Origin of the sequence: Actinoplanes awajinensis subsp. mycoplanecinus (assembly GCF_001509495.1) — a bacterium.
Taxonomy (GTDB): domain Bacteria; phylum Actinomycetota; class Actinomycetes; order Mycobacteriales; family Micromonosporaceae; genus Actinoplanes; species Actinoplanes palleronii.
This window is the reverse complement of sequence record NZ_LLZH01000279.1, coordinates 25795-44124: the sequence shown is the minus strand read 5'-3', so window position 1 is coordinate 44124 and position 18330 is coordinate 25795. Positions and strand designations below refer to the sequence as shown.

General features: G+C 71.2%; 15 protein-coding genes. 4 read left to right on the top strand and 11 right to left on the bottom strand.

Annotated features, from left to right (window positions below):
- Positions 1 to 14: 14 nt before the first annotated feature.
- Positions 15 to 470 carry a GNAT family N-acetyltransferase gene (locus ADL15_RS27935; RefSeq protein WP_198171047.1) on the top strand — a complete coding sequence of 152 codons (456 nt, stop codon included), beginning with the start codon at positions 15 to 17 and terminating at the stop codon, positions 468 to 470.
- A 30-nt stretch (positions 471 to 500) separates the two neighbouring features.
- Here ADL15_RS27935 and ADL15_RS53290 read toward each other — a convergent pair whose 3' ends face one another.
- On the bottom strand, positions 501 to 764 hold the full coding sequence (locus ADL15_RS53290; protein ID WP_157441647.1) for a hypothetical protein: 264 nt from the start codon (positions 762 to 764) through the stop codon (positions 501 to 503).
- A gap of 487 nt (positions 765 to 1251) precedes the next feature.
- On the opposite strand from ADL15_RS53290, the gene ADL15_RS51800 reads away from it, so the two are divergent.
- Complete coding sequence (locus ADL15_RS51800; RefSeq protein WP_198171046.1) at positions 1252 to 2001, top strand: excalibur calcium-binding domain-containing protein; 750 nt, start codon at positions 1252 to 1254, stop codon at positions 1999 to 2001.
- Positions 2002 to 2052: 51 nt separating this feature from the next.
- On the opposite strand, the gene ADL15_RS27925 is transcribed toward ADL15_RS51800, so the two are convergent.
- From ADL15_RS27925 to ADL15_RS27880, 10 genes are all read right to left on the bottom strand, one after another.
- The gene (locus ADL15_RS27925; protein ID WP_198171045.1) at positions 2053 to 2922 is read right to left on the bottom strand and encodes a replication-relaxation family protein; all 870 of its coding nucleotides are present in this window, start codon (positions 2920 to 2922) and stop codon (positions 2053 to 2055) included.
- Positions 2923 to 4054: 1132 nt separating this feature from the next.
- Entirely contained in the window at positions 4055 to 4993 is a 939-nt protein-coding gene (locus ADL15_RS27920) for a hypothetical protein (RefSeq protein ID WP_067697385.1), read from the bottom strand.
- Entirely contained in the window at positions 4990 to 6036 is a 1047-nt protein-coding gene (locus ADL15_RS27915; protein ID WP_067697383.1) for a LuxR C-terminal-related transcriptional regulator, read from the bottom strand. Before ADL15_RS27915 ends, ADL15_RS27920 begins: the two co-directional genes overlap by 4 nt.
- A 43-nt stretch (positions 6037 to 6079) precedes the next feature.
- Positions 6080 to 6448, bottom strand: a complete 369-nt coding sequence (locus ADL15_RS27910) for an STAS domain-containing protein (RefSeq protein WP_067697382.1) — start codon at positions 6446 to 6448, stop codon at positions 6080 to 6082.
- The gene (locus ADL15_RS27905; RefSeq protein ID WP_157441646.1) at positions 6445 to 6789 is read right to left on the bottom strand and encodes a hypothetical protein; all 345 of its coding nucleotides are present in this window, start codon (positions 6787 to 6789) and stop codon (positions 6445 to 6447) included. Before ADL15_RS27905 ends, ADL15_RS27910 begins: the two co-directional genes overlap by 4 nt.
- Before the next feature lie 255 nt (positions 6790 to 7044).
- A complete protein-coding gene (locus ADL15_RS27900; protein WP_067697379.1) occupies positions 7045 to 7473 on the bottom strand; it encodes a hypothetical protein in 429 nt (142 codons plus the stop codon).
- Between the two features lie 79 nt (positions 7474 to 7552).
- Positions 7553 to 10786 carry a WD40 repeat domain-containing protein gene (locus tag ADL15_RS27895; protein ID WP_067697377.1) on the bottom strand — a complete coding sequence of 1078 codons (3234 nt, stop codon included), beginning with the start codon at positions 10784 to 10786 and terminating at the stop codon, positions 7553 to 7555.
- Positions 10780 to 13623: a WD40 repeat domain-containing protein gene (locus ADL15_RS27890; RefSeq protein ID WP_067697375.1), complete on the bottom strand. Its 2844-nt coding sequence runs from the start codon at positions 13621 to 13623 to the stop codon at positions 10780 to 10782. Before ADL15_RS27890 ends, ADL15_RS27895 begins: the two co-directional genes overlap by 7 nt.
- Positions 13620 to 15626, bottom strand: a complete 2007-nt coding sequence (locus ADL15_RS27885; protein WP_157441645.1) for a hypothetical protein — start codon at positions 15624 to 15626, stop codon at positions 13620 to 13622. Before ADL15_RS27885 ends, ADL15_RS27890 begins: the two co-directional genes overlap by 4 nt.
- Positions 15613 to 16683, bottom strand: a complete 1071-nt coding sequence (locus ADL15_RS27880; RefSeq protein ID WP_067697371.1) for a caspase family protein — start codon at positions 16681 to 16683, stop codon at positions 15613 to 15615. The genes ADL15_RS27885 and ADL15_RS27880 overlap by 14 nt, the downstream gene beginning before the upstream one ends.
- Positions 16684 to 16915: 232 nt before the next feature.
- On the opposite strand from ADL15_RS27880, the gene ADL15_RS27875 reads away from it, so the two are divergent.
- The gene (locus ADL15_RS27875) at positions 16916 to 17449 is read left to right on the top strand and encodes a hypothetical protein (protein WP_067697369.1); all 534 of its coding nucleotides are present in this window, start codon (positions 16916 to 16918) and stop codon (positions 17447 to 17449) included.
- A 35-nt stretch (positions 17450 to 17484) separates the two neighbouring features.
- Entirely contained in the window at positions 17485 to 18186 is a 702-nt protein-coding gene (locus ADL15_RS27870) for a hypothetical protein (protein ID WP_067697367.1), read from the top strand.
- Positions 18187 to 18330 lie beyond the last annotated feature (144 nt).

Sequence of the window (18330 nt, the reverse complement as noted above, 5' to 3'; positions counted from 1 at the left end):
GTAGTTTGTCGGTCATGGCAGACGTGCGGCTGGAGCCGATGACCGAGGATCAGTACCAGCCCTGGCGCGCCGAGGCCGAAGTCCACTACGCGGACAGTCTCGTCGGGTCGGGCCAGTCCGCCGAGGCCGCGGCGAGCACCGCCGCCGACACCTACGCGCAGCTGCTGCCGTCGGAGCAGGCCACCCCCGGGCACCACTTCTGGTACGCCTACGCCGGGGAGCGCCGCGTCGGTTTCCTCTGGGTCAAGGTCACCCGCGAGACCGCGTTCGTCTACAACGTCGCCGTGGAACAGGACGTCCGCCGGCAGGGTTACGGCCGCGCCATCATGCTGGCCGCCGAACGTTGGTGCCATGCCAACGGCCTGACCCGAATCGGTCTGCACGTGTTCGCGCACAACGCGGGCGCGCGCGCCTTGTATGAGCAGCTCGGCTTCCACGAGACCGGCCGCAACCTGGCGAAGGAGCTCTGACCGTCCCGGCTCACCAGGTTTTGGTTGTTGCTACGGGCGAATACCTTCCGTGCTGAGCAATGGAAGGTCAGCGCGATACCAGGTATAAGCACAGGTCCAGGCCGTTTCACCGGCCACGTTCAACGCGTAAGAGTTAAAAATCTCCGGAACTGGCGGCACCGTATTGCCCGGGTAGAGCCAGACTGGTCGCCGATCGTCGCGGAAACGGGCAAGACCGTGTGTTTGCGGACCACTGCCGCCCTTCGCCTCGTCGAAATAACTGACCCAGATCTCACCGGTGGGGGTGGTCAGCACGTCTTCGATGGCATCGCCAAGATCGCCTGTATGAAGCCGGTGCCCGTCAGAACTCCATAACTCGCATTGTTGTTGCCTTGTCGCCTCCGTGCTTGGACCAGCAGGAGTCGGCCCTCAGGAAGCGGCTGCACGACGTGCGGCTGCAAGCACCCGTCCAGGGCTGCCGAGTCGAGGGGAACCCGATCCGGCCGCCCCGGACAGGGACCCTCACTGCTCGCGGACCGACACTGGCACGTACGCCTCGCGACGATGCGCGAATACGCACGCCCGGAGCCAATTTGATGGAGAAACCCAGCCGGGCACGATAGACACACCGGCGCGGTGGACTGATCCGCCGACCGGATAGCGACATCTCCCCGATCTACGATGCGATTGCTCCGGTAGTCGGATGGCGGCTGCGTCGCTTTTGGACTGCCGAATAGTCGTTGTTCGAGGGTGCCCGATCGGCTACTTACCGCGGATCCGGACAGTCGGACATACTCCGCCCGTGACGCAGCCTCCTCAAGATCCCTGGGCGCAGTCCGGTGCCCCGGACCAATACCCGCACGGCCCGCATTCCGCGCTGCCCCCGCCCGGTATCACTCCGCCGTCGCAGCCTCAATACGGCCCGCAGGCATTCGGGCCAACCGGCTTTCCGCCGCCGTATCCGACAACCGTGCTGCCGGTTTCCACGAGGCCGCCCTCACGATGGAAGCGATGGCACAAGATCAGCCTTGGCGTGATCGGCGCGCTGGTGCTGTTCTTCTGCGGGATTGCCCTATTCGCTCCGGACCCGGAAACGCCGAAGAAGGCCGCGGATCCCGGAGCAGCCCCGGCAATCGCGCAACCGGTCACCACCACCGCCTCATCCTCGGCGGCGTCAGCCGCTCCTGTTCGCAGCAGCGTCGTGCCGACATCGAAGTCACCGGCACCGAAACCCCAGCCGGTCTCCTACACCGACTGCGACGACGTCGAGGCGGCCGGCAAGGCTCCGATCCGCAAGGGACAGGCGGGCTTCCAGAAGAAGTTCGACCTGGACGGCGACGGTAAAGGTTGCGAGCTGAACGGCGACGACAACCCCCTTCTTCAGGACGATGAGGACCAGGACAGCGAACCTGACGAGGACGCCGGCACTGATCCGAGGTTCTCGTCCTGCGCGAAGGCCAACGCCGCCGGCTACGGCCCCTACCAGGAGGGTTCCGATCCCGAGTACGACTGGTACCAGGACCGCGACGGCGACGGCGAGGTCTGTGAGTAGCTGAGCCGCCTCACCCCACGGCCCTGCTCACCGGCGGCCGGCCCCGGAACGTCACGGCAGCGGCGGCAGGCCCGTCATCCACGCCAGCGGATGGTGGTCCGGCGTCGCCGGGCCCGGGCTGAGCGGACCGGCCGGGCCGTCATCGGTGGTGAGCTCCGCGAGGCTGCGCCGCCGTGGTCCGTCGGCGGCGAGCCACCACACCGGACCGGCCGGGCTCACACCCGGCAGGGTCACGCAGGTGGCGACCGGTGGGCCCGCCAGCAGGTGGTCGGCGAGTTTCGCGTGCAGGTGTTGCTCGCGGGCCTGGTTGGGCAGGGCGAACAGCACTGCGTAGCCGGGGCCACCGTCGGCGCGCAGCCGCCGGTACGCGGCGAGTTTGTCGACCAGCCGGGTCAGGGATTCGGTGCCGCGGTCGAGTTCGAGGAAGAAGCCGGTCTCGGTGGTGCCGTCGCGCCAGATGCCGTGCCCGTCCGGGTGGATGCGCCGCCCGAACGCGGCGGCCGTGGTTCGCTCGGACCACCAGCGGATCAGGTCCGGCCCGGGTTGCCGGTGGCCCTGGGCCAACAGACTCACGAAGAAATCGTTGACCCCGAGCAGGTGGTCGAGATAGGGGCTCGCGTACGTGCGGTCCTGCCGATCCCGCAGCGCGCTGGGGCTCGGTGGGGTCTCACCGCGGGCCAGGGCGGTGTAGCGCGCGGACAGTGGCCCGGGGACCCAGCAGGCGGGGTTGGGGGCTCCGGGCCGGTGGCGTACGAACCGGTCGATGAAGCCGAGGGCGCGCAGGTCGTGCAGCCGGTGCCGGCAGGTGGTGCGGTGCGCGAACAGCACCGCGGTCAGCTGGTCGGTGGTCAAGGTGGTGTGCTCGTCGAGCAGCCACGCGATCGTGTAGTCGCGCGCCTGCAAGTGTCGGGAGATCGTCAAAAGGCTTCTCCCCCGTTCGGGAGCTTCCCCTACAGGAAGCTGTCGGGGCGGCATCGCTGCGCACATAGTGACTCCTAGCTGCAGTTGTGGACGATCCAGGGCCGGCCGTACGAGGCGGGGGTGGGGCCGGGGTGTGGGCCGGGGTCAGGTCCGGGGCGGAGCCAGGGCGGCTCGACAGCGCTCCCTTTCACCGGTCGCGGCACCGGGGGTCCGCACCGCTGGTCTGACCCTTCGGTAGCCGGGCGAGGACCAGGACCGGACCGATCGCCGTGGACCGCAGCGGCGCCGGAGCGGTTCGCACCAGCCGGCCCGGGCCGGGCCGGTGAGATCGCGGGTGCGGTCGGTCGCCGAGCAGTTCAGGAAGCGACGCTCCTGCGGTAACGCCAGCCAGCGGAGCGACACAGGTTGATGCCACACCTACAAAAGGCCCTGCTCGGACGCGGGACATCGCCGGACACCTGCCGACATCGGCCCGACAGCACGCCAACACCCCGGCGCTGCCGGCGCCGTGACGGTCTCCGACGTGCGGGTGTTGGCCAACGGACTGCTGCTGTTGGCCGTTGCCGTGGCCTCAACGCGGGCTTTGTTCTGATGAGGCGGCCAGCTCGGTCCGCAACCCTATGAAGCCGGCTCACCGTCCTGGATCGCGACCCGCAGCCGGGATTCCACCTGGACCCGCCAGACCGCGGCCACCCGCGGTGATATGCCGGTGCCGGCAGCGCCCTCTGAGGTGCGGGCACGCCGATCCGCCGAGGCGCGCGCGGACGACGGCGGGGCGATCGACGGTTCGTCCGTGACAACCAACGTTGTCAGCCACGCATGGGCGTACTCACGACTCAGCGCGGTGTCCGATCAACCGACGATCCGGGCAAGCCAACAGTTGCCCGAGAGCGCCACCTCACCGGCCGACAGGACACCCTGTGTCGCCGGGGTGTTGCCCGACAAGCGCTGCGTGTTGGGCAACACCGTCGCGAAGCTTCGACCGGAGTGCTGACAGGCTGCGCCGGATTGATGCCCGGCGGGCCGATCGCCACCACGGTTGACGACGCGACGACAACTTTGGTTGTCAATGTAGGGCTCATGACAACCGAAGTTGTCAATGCCGCCACGAAGCGGGCTTCCCGCCGCAGGGTCAGGCCGGTGCGGCGGGGAGGTAGAGGCCGTGCGCGGCGGCCTGGACGGTGGCGGCGTCGCGGTGCGGGGCGGTCAGCTTGCGGCAGATGGAGTCGAGCAGGCCGGCTGCGGTGGCCCCGGTCAAGCCGAGGTGCTCGGTGATGCGACGGTCGTCCCAGTCGGCCAGGTGCAGACCCAGCACCGTGAGCTCGGGACGGGTGAGGCCGTGCAGGTCGCCGGGGTGCGACACCAGGACGATCCCGCTGCGGTGGCCGGGCGGCAGGCCGGCGGTGGCCAACACGGTCACCTTGCCGTACTCGGCGGACGCGCCGGTGGCGAGGAAGCTCGCATGGCCGGCACCGGCGGCCAGCAGGGCGCGCGCCTCGGCGACGATCGGCGCGGCGGGGCCGAACGACGCGAGCCCCGGCAGCCCGGGCAGCGGTTCGGTGGATCCGGCGCGGGTGAGGACCGTTGCGGCGATGGGGTCGGCGACCAGGGAGGCCATCGCGGTGAGCTTCTGTCGTGGGTCGACGGCGCGCGCGATGATCGGGGCGACGACGGTGAGGTGTTCCTGCCACCGCTCGGGTGCGGTGGTGCGCATGCCGAAAAGGCCCAGGTAGTCGCCGCCGGCGCGGAGCGGAACGTAGATCTCCGAGGGGTCGGCCCCGAGGATCGTCGCTGCCGGGGCGGGTCCCCGCAGGCCGCGTGCGGCGAGCTCGTCGGCGAAGGCGGGACTGTCCAGATGCTGTTCCCTCTGCCGGGAGTAGCCGTAGCGGGCCAGGGCGCTGTGCAGGCAGCGTTCCGGCTCGAACAGGCTGAGGAAGGCCGCGTCGTGGGCGATCTCTGACCGGATCGTCGTGAGCAGCGCCTCGGCCCGCGCGACGAGCGAGCACGGACGATGCGCGATGTCGGCCAAGTCGAAGATCAGCATCTCGGGGTGCGACGTCGCCCCGGTCACCGCGCAGCCGCTTGTCGTCCGGCGGGGTCCAGATCGGCCGGAATGTAGAGCCCTTGGCGTAACGCCCGCACGGCCGCGACCGTGCGCGAGGAGGCCACCATCTTGATCATGATGTGTTCGATGTGCGCGACGGCGGTCCGTGCCGCGAGGTTCAGCGCGGCGGCGATGGCGTTGTTGCTGTAGCCGTCGACGAGCAGGCCGAGCACCTGCAACTCCCGGATGGTCAGTCCATGCCGCGGTGGCGGTGGGGACAGCAGGACCACGCTGCGCAGCCGGCCCAGCGGGTGTGGCGGGCAGGCCAGCGCGGTGACCCGGGTCAGCGTCGGCGCGCCCGGCGACGTCGGGCAGAGGAACGTGAGCATCTGCAGGCCGTCGTGCAGCCGGGCCGCCACCGTGGACAGCACCGGCGACCCGGCCGCCAGCAGCAGATCGTCGGGCAGGCCGCTCAGCGGGATGACCTCGCCGGAGCGGGTGAGGATCATCCCGGCGTACGCGTCGGTGACGAGCTGGGAGATGGCCGAGACGGTGCGCAGCGGGTCGAAGACCCGGGCGATCAGGCGGGTGAGCCGGTGCAGGAGCTCGATGTAGGCGTCGTCGGGCGGTTGCTCGGTGGCGCTCTGCAAGCCGATGTTGCCGAGGTGCCGGCCGTCGGCGGTGGTCAGCGCGAGTCCGACCGATCGGCCGAACCCGGCCGGGCGCATGTACTCCCACCAGCCGCGGACCGACTCCCGCGCCGCGATGGTCTCGTTGACCTGCACCGGTCGCTGGTGGGCTCGCAGCAGCGAGAGCTGCTCGAAGTCGTCGATGAGCATCGGGCTCGCCAGGAACTGCTGGACCCGGGCCGAATGCCCGTGGCTGTGCAGCAGCAGTTGCCGGCGATCCTGCGGGTCGAACAGGCTGACGAAGCCCGCGTCGAAGGAACCGGCCCGGTGCAGCAGCTCCAGGACCGCCGGCGCGCTGCCGGCGCCGTGGCGGACCGTCGCCGCGAGGTCGGACAGCTCCAGGGCCAGCTCAGGTGCCAGCGACTCGCGGTGTGCCGGCATCCAGCCACCCTCCTACCCGGCCGATCACCCGCGTCCTGATGAGTCACCCGGTAAAGGAGCCATCCGCGCCGGTGGTCATCCCAGGAACATATCCGAGAAGCGGCGCACCGCCCAATATCCTCACCAGGATGTCGACGGCTTCGCCGGCCGCGACAATGCGCACGGGGCCCACCTTGGCATGGTCCGACTCCAGCGCTTCGAGGGCGCGCATCCCGGCGCAGTCGCAGAAGGACACATCCGACAGATCCAAAAAGATCTTATCGGCGTCGGAACCGGCCAGCACGGTCGCTATCCGGGTGCGGAACTCGGCCACGGATTCGCTGCCCAGCTCCCCCTTGACGTAGATCACCGCCACTCCGTCCGGCCGGCCGTCGAGATCCACGATCAACGAGGGACAGTCGCTCGTGATCACCGTGGACTCCCCACGAAGGCGCTGGGACGCAGCACTGCCAGGGCGAAGATGAGCGTACCCACGTCGTCGCTGTCGGCCAGGACGTCCAGCAGCAGCGGCCAGCGCAGCGCCCGGCGATGATGCTCGGCATCGTCGACGACGCGATAACGCACGCCGTGTTCAATGGCCAGGACGTAAACCGCCAGGAGCGCGTCGACGCCGGAATCGCCCAAGGCGGTCACGTCGGCCAGGCTGACGTGCAACTCGTCCACCTGCTCATGCAGGACGATTTCCGAGATGATTCGTTTCACATCCTCCGCGGCATCACCTGCCAGAACACCACGTGGCTCGATGCGCCTCATATCATTCCTCCGGGCACCGGCATGAACCCCCGCCGAGAGCGCCAACGCACACTCTTATGAAACTTAATTGACCTGAAGCCTACTGTTCCGATCAGGCCACCGAATCGGCATAAGTTCCTACTTCGATCCGGTGCAGGTCATGAAATTCTCACCGGAACGCCGCCTGTGCGGCCACGTCGGATCTCGAGCGAGGAGGGGAAGGCCCTGGAACAGGTTCGCGGGAGCCACGGGATGGCAGAGCGTCGTCTCACCGGGTCAGGGAAAGAGTTTCCGGGCGATCGCCGCGTGACGTGATGCGGTGCGGTCCTCCTCGGCGCCGAGCGACTCCAGGCCGTCCGAGGGCGCGGTCGCGGGGTCGTCCGCCTTGAGGGTTTCGGCCAGGGCTCGCCCGCGGGCCGCCTCGTCGGCGCTGGTGCGGGCCTGTTGTTCGGCGGTCTCGGCGCGCTGGCGCTGGATGGACGAGCCGAAGATCGCGCCGGCGGCGCCGAACGCGATCGCTTCGACCGAGGAGAACAGCCAGGCCATCCGGGTCCAGGACACCTCGGAGGCGTCGCGGTGGATCACCATGAAGGCCACGAAGGATCCGAACGACAGCAGGACGACGATCGCGATCGCCGCGACCAGCCGGGACGGTTTCGCCGTGGTGGTTGTCGTGATGGTTCCCGGTCCGACCTGATCCGTCATGGTGAATCCTCTCGTGTGGTGAACGTGAGCAGTGTGGACTGACGCTGCGTGGCGGCGTCATCGCCCGCCGGTGCCGATGTCACCGCGGGGCGGGGCACAACGCAAGGGTGCGGTATTCGTCCGGGGTGTCCGCGGCCGCGTCGGCGACGGTCAGCCGGGCCGAGGCAGATCCCAGCAGGTCACAGGCTCGGCGCTGGACGGCCTGCGGGGACAGGTCGAGGTCGATGCGATCTCCGTCGATGGAGTCGTGGATGCGGACGGTGGAACCGGCGACGGAGATCCCGCTGGTCCGGTTTGTCCTCCCCACCTGGCTGGTGGCCAGCGTGGCGCCGGTGGTTCCGTCGGAGATCACCAGGGTGCCGTCGTCGCCCGCGCTGACCAGCATTCCCCCGGTGGCGTTGACCGACGTGCTCACTCCCCCGTGTCCCTTGAGCGGGATCACCTGCCATCGCCCCGACGATTGCCGGTAGAGATACGAGGTGCCGTTGCGGGATCCCGCGATCACGGTGGTGGCGGACACCGCGACGGCCTCGTCGATCCGGCGGGAGTCGACCAGCGGGTCGGCGGCCCCGCTCCCGTCGGGCAGGCCGCCGTCGTCCAGCGGCAGGCGTCGCAGGCCGCCCGCGCCGCAGGTGACGACAGCGGAGGCCGGCGGATCCACCGACAGGCAGGTGATCGTATGTTCCAGCTGCTGATCGAGACGTAGCCGGGGCTCCCGCGGATCGGTCATGTCGTAGGTGACCAGCCGCCGCCGGTAGCCGACGAGCAGGGTGCGGTGCACGTCGTCGAAGGCGACAGCGGTCGGCGCCTCACCGACGCCGAACCGGGCCGGTATGCCAGTCAGCATGCCGTCATCGGTCACGGACCAGAGTCCGACCGTCGCCGTCGAGTTCAGAGGAACCGCCACCAGATGCTGGACCGGGCTGTACGCCGCCCGGTACACCTTCGCACTCCCCTCGGCCGCACCACCGTCGATCTTGGCGCGGCTGTCACGGTCTACGGTGTAGACCTGGGTGTTGCCGAGGGCGAACCCGGTGACGGCGAGTTGCCGGCGCGGGTCGGGCAGGTCCCACACCTGAGCAATCAGCTGCGGCCGGCCCGGCCACGGAGACGGCGTCACCTCGATGTCCGCGTAGACCACGAGGGTGGCCTCGTCGAGCTGGGTGACCAGGCGTTTGCCGTCCTCGCTGGTGGCGATCACGTTGTCGACCAGTGCGCCGCGGGCGTAGACGCCACCGCCGGTGAGGCTCTGTGTCAGTGGACCCTTCTTCTCGCTCGGCCAGCCGTTCACCTCCATGACCGAGTTGCTCGCCGCGATCAACAGGTCGTTCGTGCCGTGGTGCCGGGCGATTCCGGGACTGCCCACCAGCGCCGAGGCGACCCGCGCCAGCGTCATGTCGGCCGCGGTGAACACGCTGAACCTGCTCGGCGCACTGAGCACCCGTACATAGGTGTTGGTGTTGTCGTAGTCGACGAACGAACCCGGACCGGTCAGCGGCGCGCGCCTCGCCTCGGTCCCGTCGATCCGCCAGGTGTGCACGGTCCGGCCGGATCCGGTGGCCGCGACGTGACCGCCGTCGGTGGTGAACCCGATCGACGCGATGGCGTTGCCCGCGGTGGTGCGCAGGCTCCGCCGCGGCGTCAGGTCCCGCAGGTCGTGCAGGGTCACGGTGCCGCCGGCGTCCCCGACCGCCACCGCGTCCCCGCGCGGGACGACGGTCAGCGCGGTCGGTGCGGGGTGCACACTGCGCCGGGCCGCTACCCGGCCCGCTGCGGTGTAGAGGGTGAGCGTGCCGTCGGCTGCCGCGGTCACCAGCTGCTCCTGCGGCCCGAAGCCGACGGCGGTGACGGTGGCGCCGGACGGCACATCCAGCGGCAGCCGGCTCCCGGTCGTGACGTCCCAGAGGCTCAGACCGCGATCGTCGGCGACGGCGACCCGGGTGCCGTGGGCGTCGAGTACCACCCGCCGGTGTCCGGCCGCCGCTCCGACGTCGAGCAGGCGCAGCCTGCGGAGATCGGCGAGCGCCGTGGCCAGCAGCGTGTCGCGCGCCGGCTTGCTGCCGGGTTGCACCGCCAGGGCGGCCAGCGCCTTGCGGATGCCGTCCACCTGCTGCGATGGTGGTGCGGACCGGGCCGCCGAGGCCAGCTGGGTGGCGAGCGTCGTGCGTTCCCGTGCGGCGCGGCCCACGCCGACCTGCCAGAACACCAGGCCGGCGACCAGGACCACGAGCGCGGTGAGGGCGGCGACGGTGACGGCCACCCGCCGGGGGCGGGGCTCACGCCCGGCGGAAACGGCCTGATCAACGGTACGCACGCGGCGTTCCCGCACCCCGTCCCCGGTGACGACGGGCTCCTGTTCGTCGGCGAGCAGCAGTGTGCGGACGCGACCGCTGCCGATGGCGGGCACCGCGGCGACCGGCCGCAGCCGCCCGCCCGGGTCCATCCCGGCGAGGATCGCGGCCCGGGGATCGAGGCGCCCGGCACGTTTGCGCAACCGCGCCTCGTGGGCGATCGTCACCGCCATGGCCGCGGCCATCCGGGTGGCGGTGCCGGCGGGCCGGCCACGGTCGTCGGTGAGCCACCACCGGATACCGGTGCCCGGCGTGAAGTTCTCGTGCGCCCGCGCCCAGCGGAAGGCCTGTTCGGTGGCCTCGCGCAGCGCCGGCGGCACCGGGCTGAACGCCATCGCGACCGGGCTCGGCCAGATCACTTCGCCGAGCCCGGTGACGGCCTCGGCATGCAGGTCACCCCACATCGTGTCCGGCTGGTCGTCGAGCAACACGGTCATGTGGGTGGCGGGCTTCGGCTCCGGGGTGCCGGCGTCGAGCCGGCCGACCAGGTCGTACACCTCGGTCCAGGGCAGACCGGGATGCGCGGCGAGCAAACTCGCCCGGATCGGGTCGTCGTGCATCGGCGGGTGCGTCGACGCCAGGGTCACCGGTGTGCCGGCACCGGCCCAGAGTTCGGCCGCGCGCAGCAGCGCTGACCGGGCCCGCTCGGTCTCGCCGGCCCCGGTCAGCTGGACCGCGTGCGCGGCGTGACAGACCGCCAGGGCCCGGGTGTCCGCGTCGTCCGGGCCGTACTTGGCGATGGTTCTGATGATCCAGGTACGGGGGCCGTCCGGCGAACAAAACCGCGCGATCGCCGGGTCACCGGCCCGGGCCGCCGCGGCGCACGCGTCGACCCAGCTGCCGTCCGATCCGCAGAGGACGAAGACCAGTTCGTCGCCGCGGTTCCGGTCGAAACCCCGATCGCGCAGCAGCGCGTCGGTGAAGGCGTCGGCCGCGTCGGCCGAGGCGGGCTCGGTCAGCACAGCGCGTCCACCCTCCGGGTGATCTCCGTGGCGTCGCCGGTGTCGGCCGGGGTGAGCCCTCGCCCGACGTAGGCGCAGATGCGGCGGGTCAGTTCGGCCGGGTCGAGGGCGGCCGTACCGAGGAAGCCGCCCATGCTGCCGATCACCGCGTACTGGCCGTCGCCGGTGAACGCCACCGCGCGGACGGCCCGGGAGTCGGTGTCCGCGGTGGTGAAGCGATACAGCTCGGTGCCGGTCGTCGCGTCCACCAGGATGCCGCGGACGTCGTCCGTACCGATCAGCAGCAGATCAGCCGACGGGAGTTCGGCGGCGACCATGGCGGCGCCCTCCGGGTCGAACCGCAGCCGGGTGCCCAGCCGCAGCTCGGCGTCGGCGTAGGTCACGGTGCCGTCGGCCTGCCCGACCAGCATCCCGTGGCGGGTGGGATGCACCAGATACGGCGGGAACTTCGGGGTGACCGTGATCAGGTCCGGAGCGCCGGGAGCGCCGGCGACGGCCCGGGCCCGCAGCCGCCCGTCGGCGGTGCCGATCAGGACGGTGCTGTCCCCGGCGGTGAACGCGACAGCGGTGATCGCGCGTGGTGAGCCGCGGTCGCGCCACAGCATCCGGGCCGTCGCGGTGTCCCACACGGTGACGGCACCGTCCCAGCTGCCGGTGGCGAGCAGGTGTCCGTCCGAGCTGTAGGCCAGGCTGATGATGTTCTCGCCGGGCCCGCCGGCCTGCAGGATCCGGCCCGGCGCGGTCAACGGCGCAGTGCGCAGCTCGACGCGCCCGCCGGAGTAGCCGACGGCGATCTGCTGTCCGTCCGGGCGGGTGGCCAAGGAGACGCCGTACACCCCGGCGGTCGCCGCCGAGAGGTCCTCGAGGGTGCCGGACGCCGGCCGGTAGCGCTGCAGCCGGCTGTCGTCGCGCAGGACGAGCACGGTGTCGGTGGCGGTCGGGTCGGTGGCCATCGCGTTGATGCCGTCGCCCTCGGCGGGTTCGGTGAGGGGACGCCACAGGGTGACCGATCCGCCCTCGGAACCGATCGCGGTGAGCCCGGTGCGGGTGTCCGCGGTGACCACGGAGGTCAGGCCCTCGAAGTCCGCACCGCCGAAAGCGCTGGTGATGCGCTTTCTGGTCACCGGGTTCCACGGCGCCACGGTGCTGCCGCTGGCCCGCGGGTCGACGGTACCGCCCAGCAGCAGGCCGGTGGTCGCCACCATCAGGCCGTGCTCGCGGGTGGCGGCCAGCCCGCCGACCGGGTCGCCGACGTCGAGGAGCCGCGGTTCTCGCAGGGTCGCGGCGTTCCAGCGGCGGACCTCACCGTGCAGATGTCCGGAGTACAGCCAGCGGTGTGCCGGGTCCACCGTGAGCGCGGTGACGGCGGAGCCGAAGAGTCGCTTCGTCTCGATCAGCACGTCGCGCCGGTGATCGTCGGCCAGCGCGACGGCGACCAGGGTGTTGCCGGCGGCCGGCCGGTCCTGCCCGGCCACCAGGGTGGTGTTGTCGGTGAAGACCAGGCTCGTCACCTGCGGTCCGGCGAGCACGATCCGCCCGGGTGTCCGGCGCGCCAGGTCCCAGACCAGCGCGCCCTTGCCGGTGACCGCGGCGGCGACCGTGCCTCCGTCGGGGGCGGCCGCGAGCGCCGCCACGGGGCCGCCGACCTGGCCGAGCGGCTGTCCCGGCCCGCCGGTCGAGTCGCGGGCCCACGTCAGCACGTTGCCGGATTCGTCGGCGCCGACGACGGTACGGTCGTAGCCGGCGAAGGTGACCGCGGACGCCCGGCCCGGCAGTGTTCCGCTCCACAGGTGCCGCGGTTTGCCGGAGTCGATCCGCCAGACGGTCACGCCGGTGCCGGCGGCGACCGCCAGTGCCTCACCGTCGGTGGAGTAGGACAGGGCGGTGACGCCGGCGCCGGCGCCCGGCAGGACCGCCGCCAGCCGCGCGTCGACGTTGCCGATCCGCAGCAGTGCCCGGTCGACGCGGGGGTCGCCGGGCAGCAGGCGCTGCGCGGCCACGGCCAGCAGCCCGGCACGGTCCGGCTGGCTCACGGTGGCGAGTTCGGCGACACCCGCGGCGCGTACCGCGATGTCGCGGCGGGTGTCCTGCTCGGCGGCGTCGAGCTGGCGGTCCACGACGACGGCGGAGATCAGGGTCGCGGCGAGCAGTCCGGCGAGCCACGCGACGCCCCGGGAGCGGCGCAGCCGACTCTGCGTGATCGCCTCCGGGACCGAACGGACGGTGGTGACCGTGAGGTGTGCGGGTGCGGAGCCGACGGCCTGGCTGCGGTCGTCCGGTGTCACCAGGAAGGACGCGAAGTCCGGTGGTATCGCCGCGCTCTTCTCGTCGACACCGCCGACCCCGCTCAGCAACCCGTCCGGTCGTACCGCCGCGCTGGCGATCGCGCGCCCGGAAAGCCGGCGGCGTGCCGAGCCGGTGAGACCGAACAGGTAGGCGATGCCGATCGCGAGCGCGGCGCCGTAGGAGGCACCGGCGGCGCGCAACCGCGACCCATCAGTGCTGGAGAGCAGTTCCCAGCTCACAGCGGCGTCGGCGGGCAGCCGTTCCTGGCCCTCCGCCCACGCCGCAACGGCGGCCAGGCTCCCGGTGAAGGCGGCGTCCGGTGCGGGTCCCGACGGGTCGTGGGCGACGACACGCTCGACGAAGGGCAGCGACGGGTCGGGGTGGGACGCCGGGAGACGGCGCAGGACCAGCACGGCGGTGCCGCTGGTATCGCGCCGGTGCATGGTCGCGTCGGTGCCGTAGTAGACGACCGGCACCCGCACCACTCGCCGCAGGCGCCAGAGGCTCGGCAGCCAGCTGCGCAGCGCGCTCAGCGGCCGGACCGCCGTCACCGCGGGGCCTGTCCGCTGTCGCCGGTGGCGTCGAGGATCGCGGCGAGACCGCGCCGGGTCCAGTTGTCGGCGTACCGCAGGGTCGTGCGCAGCACGGCCGGGTCGGCCGGGTCGGTGGGCGCGAACGCCGTGAAGATCTCCACCCCGGCGCGGCGGTCGAGCACGACCGCCCCGTAGGCGCTCTCGGTGTCCTCATCGGGGATCAGCGGAATCAGGAAGAAGGTCTCGTCGCCGGCCGCGGCGCTGTACTGCGCCAGCACGGCGACGTACCGGCCGGCGTGCGCGGGCACCGAGCTGGTGACCTGCACGTGCAGGCGGCGATCCGGTTGCACCCGCAGGCTCACGCCCAGTCCTGAGGGCAGGTCGAGCCGGCGCCGCTCGGTGATGCCGGAGTCCGCGCCCACCCCGGCCAGCACCGGCCGCGGGACGTGGGCGAGCACGGTGTCGCGATAGCGCAGGGTGGTGGAGATCCCGGCCTCGAGCCGACCGGCCCGCAGCGGGACGCGGATCGCCTGATCCAGTCCGAACCAGTGCACCCGGATGTCGTTGTCCTGACCGGTCACCGCGATCGGCACGTCGAACAGGTCGGGCGCGGCCAGCGTCGCGTCGCCGTGCAGCGCGAGCGTCCCGCTGGTACCGCCGGAATCGGGAATCATCTCCACGCTCACCGGGTCGCCGGCGACCGGCGCGGCCGGATCCGCCACGCCGAGCAGGCCGTGGATGCGCGCGACGAGGTCGTCCCAGGTGGCCTGTGCGCGGTGCTGCGCCCACCAGGCGGTGACCACGCCGAGCGGCAGCGCGGTGGCCTCGGCCAACTGTGCGGCGTCGAACCAGTCGGCCGCCATGCTCCGCGACACGCCGTGACCGGCCGCGACCAGGGCGAGATGGACGGCGATGCGTTCCTGAACCTGCCGGGCGACCGCTGGCTCCCGCACGTCGCCGGCCGGCCAGGCGGTCCACGCGCCACGCCCGGTCATCACCACCGCGGCGGCCTCGGCCGCGGAACCGGCGCCGAGCACCTCCTCGCGGCTGATCGCTGCCCGGGCCACGGCCCGAGTCCCGCGGGCGAACAGCGGAGGCCAGGTCAGCGGCAGCTCGGCCTCGGTGGCTGGGTTCTGCCGCACCAGCAGCGCCACCAGGTCCGGGTGGCCCGGGATGAGCTCGCCGAGCAGTCCGAGCAGCCGATCCAGGTAGTCCGGTTGCTCCTTCGGCTCGAGCAGATGGGCGAGGGCGACCCCGAGGTACGGGTTCTGCTCGACCAGCCGCAGGTCCACCTCGACGGAGCGGGCCGGCGGCTCGTAGCCGCGCCGCAGGTACGACATCGCCGCTTCCAGACTGGCGTTCGCGTCGCTGCCCGGATCCCAGGCCTGGCCCGCCCGGGTGAGGTGCACCGTGCTGGCGACCACCGCGTTGTCCGGATCCGTGCCGCTGACGAAGACCGTGGTGCGCCACCCGGCGGGCAGCCAGAGCGGCACCTCGTGGCTGGCCGGGGCCCCGTCGAAGCGCAGCGTGTACGGCCCGGGCGTCAACGCGGGAATCTCCTCGGCGAGCACACCGCCGGCCGTCGTGCGCAGCACCACCGACTGGTCGGCCGCCCGTACCTCGACGCCGCCCTCGCGCGATGACGGCGGCGCGTCGGCGGAACCGGTGCGGGTCACCACGACCAGGCCGGCCTGCTCCGGATCGCGCGGGCCGACCTGCGTCGTGAGCGACCGGTGCAACGCCGCGGTCTCCGGGTCCGGCTCGGCACCCCGCAACGGGGCGACCGACGGAAAGACGATCTCGTACCGTAACCGGTTTTCCTCACCCGGTTGCAGCGCGATCAGGTGCCGTTCGGTCGGGCCGACCCCGACGTCGAGCGCGTAGATGCCCGGCTCCAGCTCGGTGGGCCCAGCGCCGACGGTGGTCAAGACCGGCCGGAGGTGGCCGTCCCACAGCGTCACCTGACTCACCGACGGGAACACGTCGACGCTCAGCCGTGCCCGCGGGTCAGAAGGCGACAACGCACTCACCCCCGGAGACCGCGAACAGGCCGTCGTTGCGCAGGCCGTGGCCGGATCCGCCGACCGTCAGCTGATACAGACCCCGCCGCAATTTGAGATCGACCGTCGCCGGTGCGTGGCGCCACTCGGCCAACGGGCTGTACCCACTATCGACGAGGACGACGTCCTGCGCATCCGGAGGAAGTCGGAGCCGGACGGTGCAGACCGGAGGTTCGTGCCCGGATCCGAAGGTCACGTCCGCCACGTTGTTGCTGTAGAACACCGGATCTTGGCGACGCTGGTGCAGCTGATCGGCCATCCGCCGGGGCATCTGATCGTTGAAAAGGTTGACCGCGTTGACGCCCGGCGCGGCGGCCCGAATGCCGGCCCAGTCGCTGAGGACGTCCAGCAGCGCCGCGGTGAAGACACCACGGGCCTGATGCTCGTCGGTGTCGTAGATCCGGGCGAATGCCGGGTCGTCGGCGTCGGCGGCGTAGCCGGCCAAGGTCACAACGGTGCGGCGCGGACCGGCCGGGGGACGCAGGCTCGGACCTCGGGGTGCGACGTCCAGTAGTTTCCGGCAGCAGTCCGCGAACGCCACGACCTCCCGGAAAGCCGCCCGCTGAGTGAGGTATCCCAGGTAACCGCCCATGTCGACATGGGCGCCCGGGGTGATCTCCCGGGTGTCTGCGGTGAGCAGGGCCGCCAGCGGGCGGTCCCCGGTGCCCGGGTGGCTGGGCAGGATGCCGTGTCCGGTCCAGAACAGGTACAGCCGGGTCGTCGCCCATCGCGTCTCGTTGCCGCGCGTCGCCTTCTCCGCCCGCTGCTGCAGAAGTTCGAGACCGGTGTCGATCGCCGCCTGGTTCGGCAGCGCCCGCGCCGGATCACCGCTGTCGTCGGCAGGGGTACTGACCTGCACCGTGTGGACGTTCCCCGGGGGCAGGCCGCCACCGGACTCCTGGCAGAGCCACTCCTGGAATGCCGCGGCGTTACTGCTGGGACTGGTGATGTCCCGGTTGTTCAGCCCTGGATACCGGTTTATGCCCACGATCAGCGCGAAATGCAGCGGATTCGTCACCGGCCTCCTCATCAGGCGGTTGAGGCTTGGGGCGCCGACACTACGCCCGCATGATCGCGACGATCTACATCGGATCAGCCAGCCGTGGTACGTCTTTCGGCGCTTTCCGCCGGTCGCCGGTGGCCGCACACCGACCGGAAGGACGATCGAATTGATCAATTCGATGGGATCTCCTTGAACTCCACTCAGAACAGGAATCGGCTTGCATACGCTGAAAGCAGTGGCATTGATCATGTTGATTCCGCTGGCGGGCTGCCAGGCCGGCCCCGAGAAGATCGATCCGGCGTCGGACTCCGCCGCGTCGCTCACCCTCACCGCCGGCGCGGTCGGGAGCGTGCCGAACGGCGGGCCGGCAGCGACGATGCAGTCCGAGCTGACCGCCCTGTTCGGCGCACCCACCCGGGTGACCGTCGTCGAGCCGTGCGAGCTGGCCGGGCCGACCACGGTCAAGGAACGCGCCCTCGACTGGCAGAACCTGACCGTGACGGTGGCGTCGGAGGCGGGCGCGGCCGAGACGGTCGCCGGGTGGAGTGTCCGCCCGGGAGCCTTGACTGACCGGGTCGTCCTGCCGTACGGCGTGAGCACCCGGACGAGCGTGCCGGATGCCCTGTCGTCGATCCCGGACGCCACCGGCAAGTACAACGACATGTTCGGCCTGTTCGAGATCTTCACGACGGCGGAGCCGGACGTCTTCTGGACCGGCGACAAGCCGGACGGTTCCGGGCTCGTCACCCACATCACCAATCACCCCCAATTCTGCGAGTGATCCGCTGACGGTCAGGGCAGTTGTAGCCTGGCCTCGTGGCGGTGCTGCGGGCATTCGAAACCGACGACTACTGTCCGGACTACGGGATCATGATCCTTGCGGACACCAGCCAGGCGTGGGACCCGGGCGAGGACCCACAGATCCCGCATCACCGCGATCGCGGCGACATGCCGACCGGGGCATTCGCCGGATCGGGTGCCGGCTGGATCGCCGCTCAGGCCGACGGACTGTCCGATCACACCGTTCGGCTGGAGTTGCACGACGTGTCGCCCCCGGCCGAGCGGGCCGATGCTGACGACGTCCTCGAAACACCGTTCCGATCGAGCTCAGGCGAATTGACCCTGACCACCGTGACCGGTGGCTACGGCGAAGCCGACCTGCTCCTCGGCGACACCGAGTGGTTCCGGGTACGCGTCGCACGCCGCCCGGCCGGCGGCGCCCGGTACCACTGGCTGATCCAGTTCTGGCCGGATCCGGTCAGCGAGCCGCCCGTCTGGTTCGCCCGTAGCTCCGAGACCGGCGACCAGCTGGCCGGCGTGGCCGGGGACATCGAAGCGCTCCTGAGGTGGACGCCCCGGCTGCCGCTGGAGACCAGCATCGACGATCTGGCCAGGCGGCTTCTCGTCAGCAGCAGTGCCGTAGGCGAAGCGCTGGTGGTCGCCGAGAAAGAGGGCCTTCTGCATCTCGCCGGTGACGACCCGCTGCGGATCTCGCTGGGTCGTCGGACCAGCTCGTGACCAACAGCGAGCCGGCGAGAAAAGCCGGTGCACGGCGGATGCCGCGTCAGGCGGTGCGGATGACGGCGCGCAGGGCCTCGGCCGCCGCGATCGGTTTCAACGGGCGGTGGAAGTGATACCCCTGGCCGAAGGCCGGCCCCAGGT

Bases quoted from the DNA above. Each gene is read 5' to 3' on its own strand.
- ADL15_RS27935 (WP_198171047.1), top strand. From the start codon at position 15: ATGGCAGACGTGCGGCTGGAGCCGATGACCGAGGATCAGTACCAGCCC.
- ADL15_RS27915 (WP_067697383.1), bottom strand. From the start codon at position 6,036: ATGCCGGCACACCGCGAGTCGCTGGCACCTGAGCTGGCCCTGGAGCTG.
- ADL15_RS27905 (WP_157441646.1), bottom strand. From the start codon at position 6,789: ATGAGGCGCATCGAGCCACGTGGTGTTCTGGCAGGTGATGCCGCGGAG.
- ADL15_RS27900 (WP_067697379.1), bottom strand. From the start codon at position 7,473: ATGACGGATCAGGTCGGACCGGGAACCATCACGACAACCACCACGGCG.
- ADL15_RS27875 (WP_067697369.1), top strand. From the start codon at position 16,916: ATGTTGATTCCGCTGGCGGGCTGCCAGGCCGGCCCCGAGAAGATCGAT.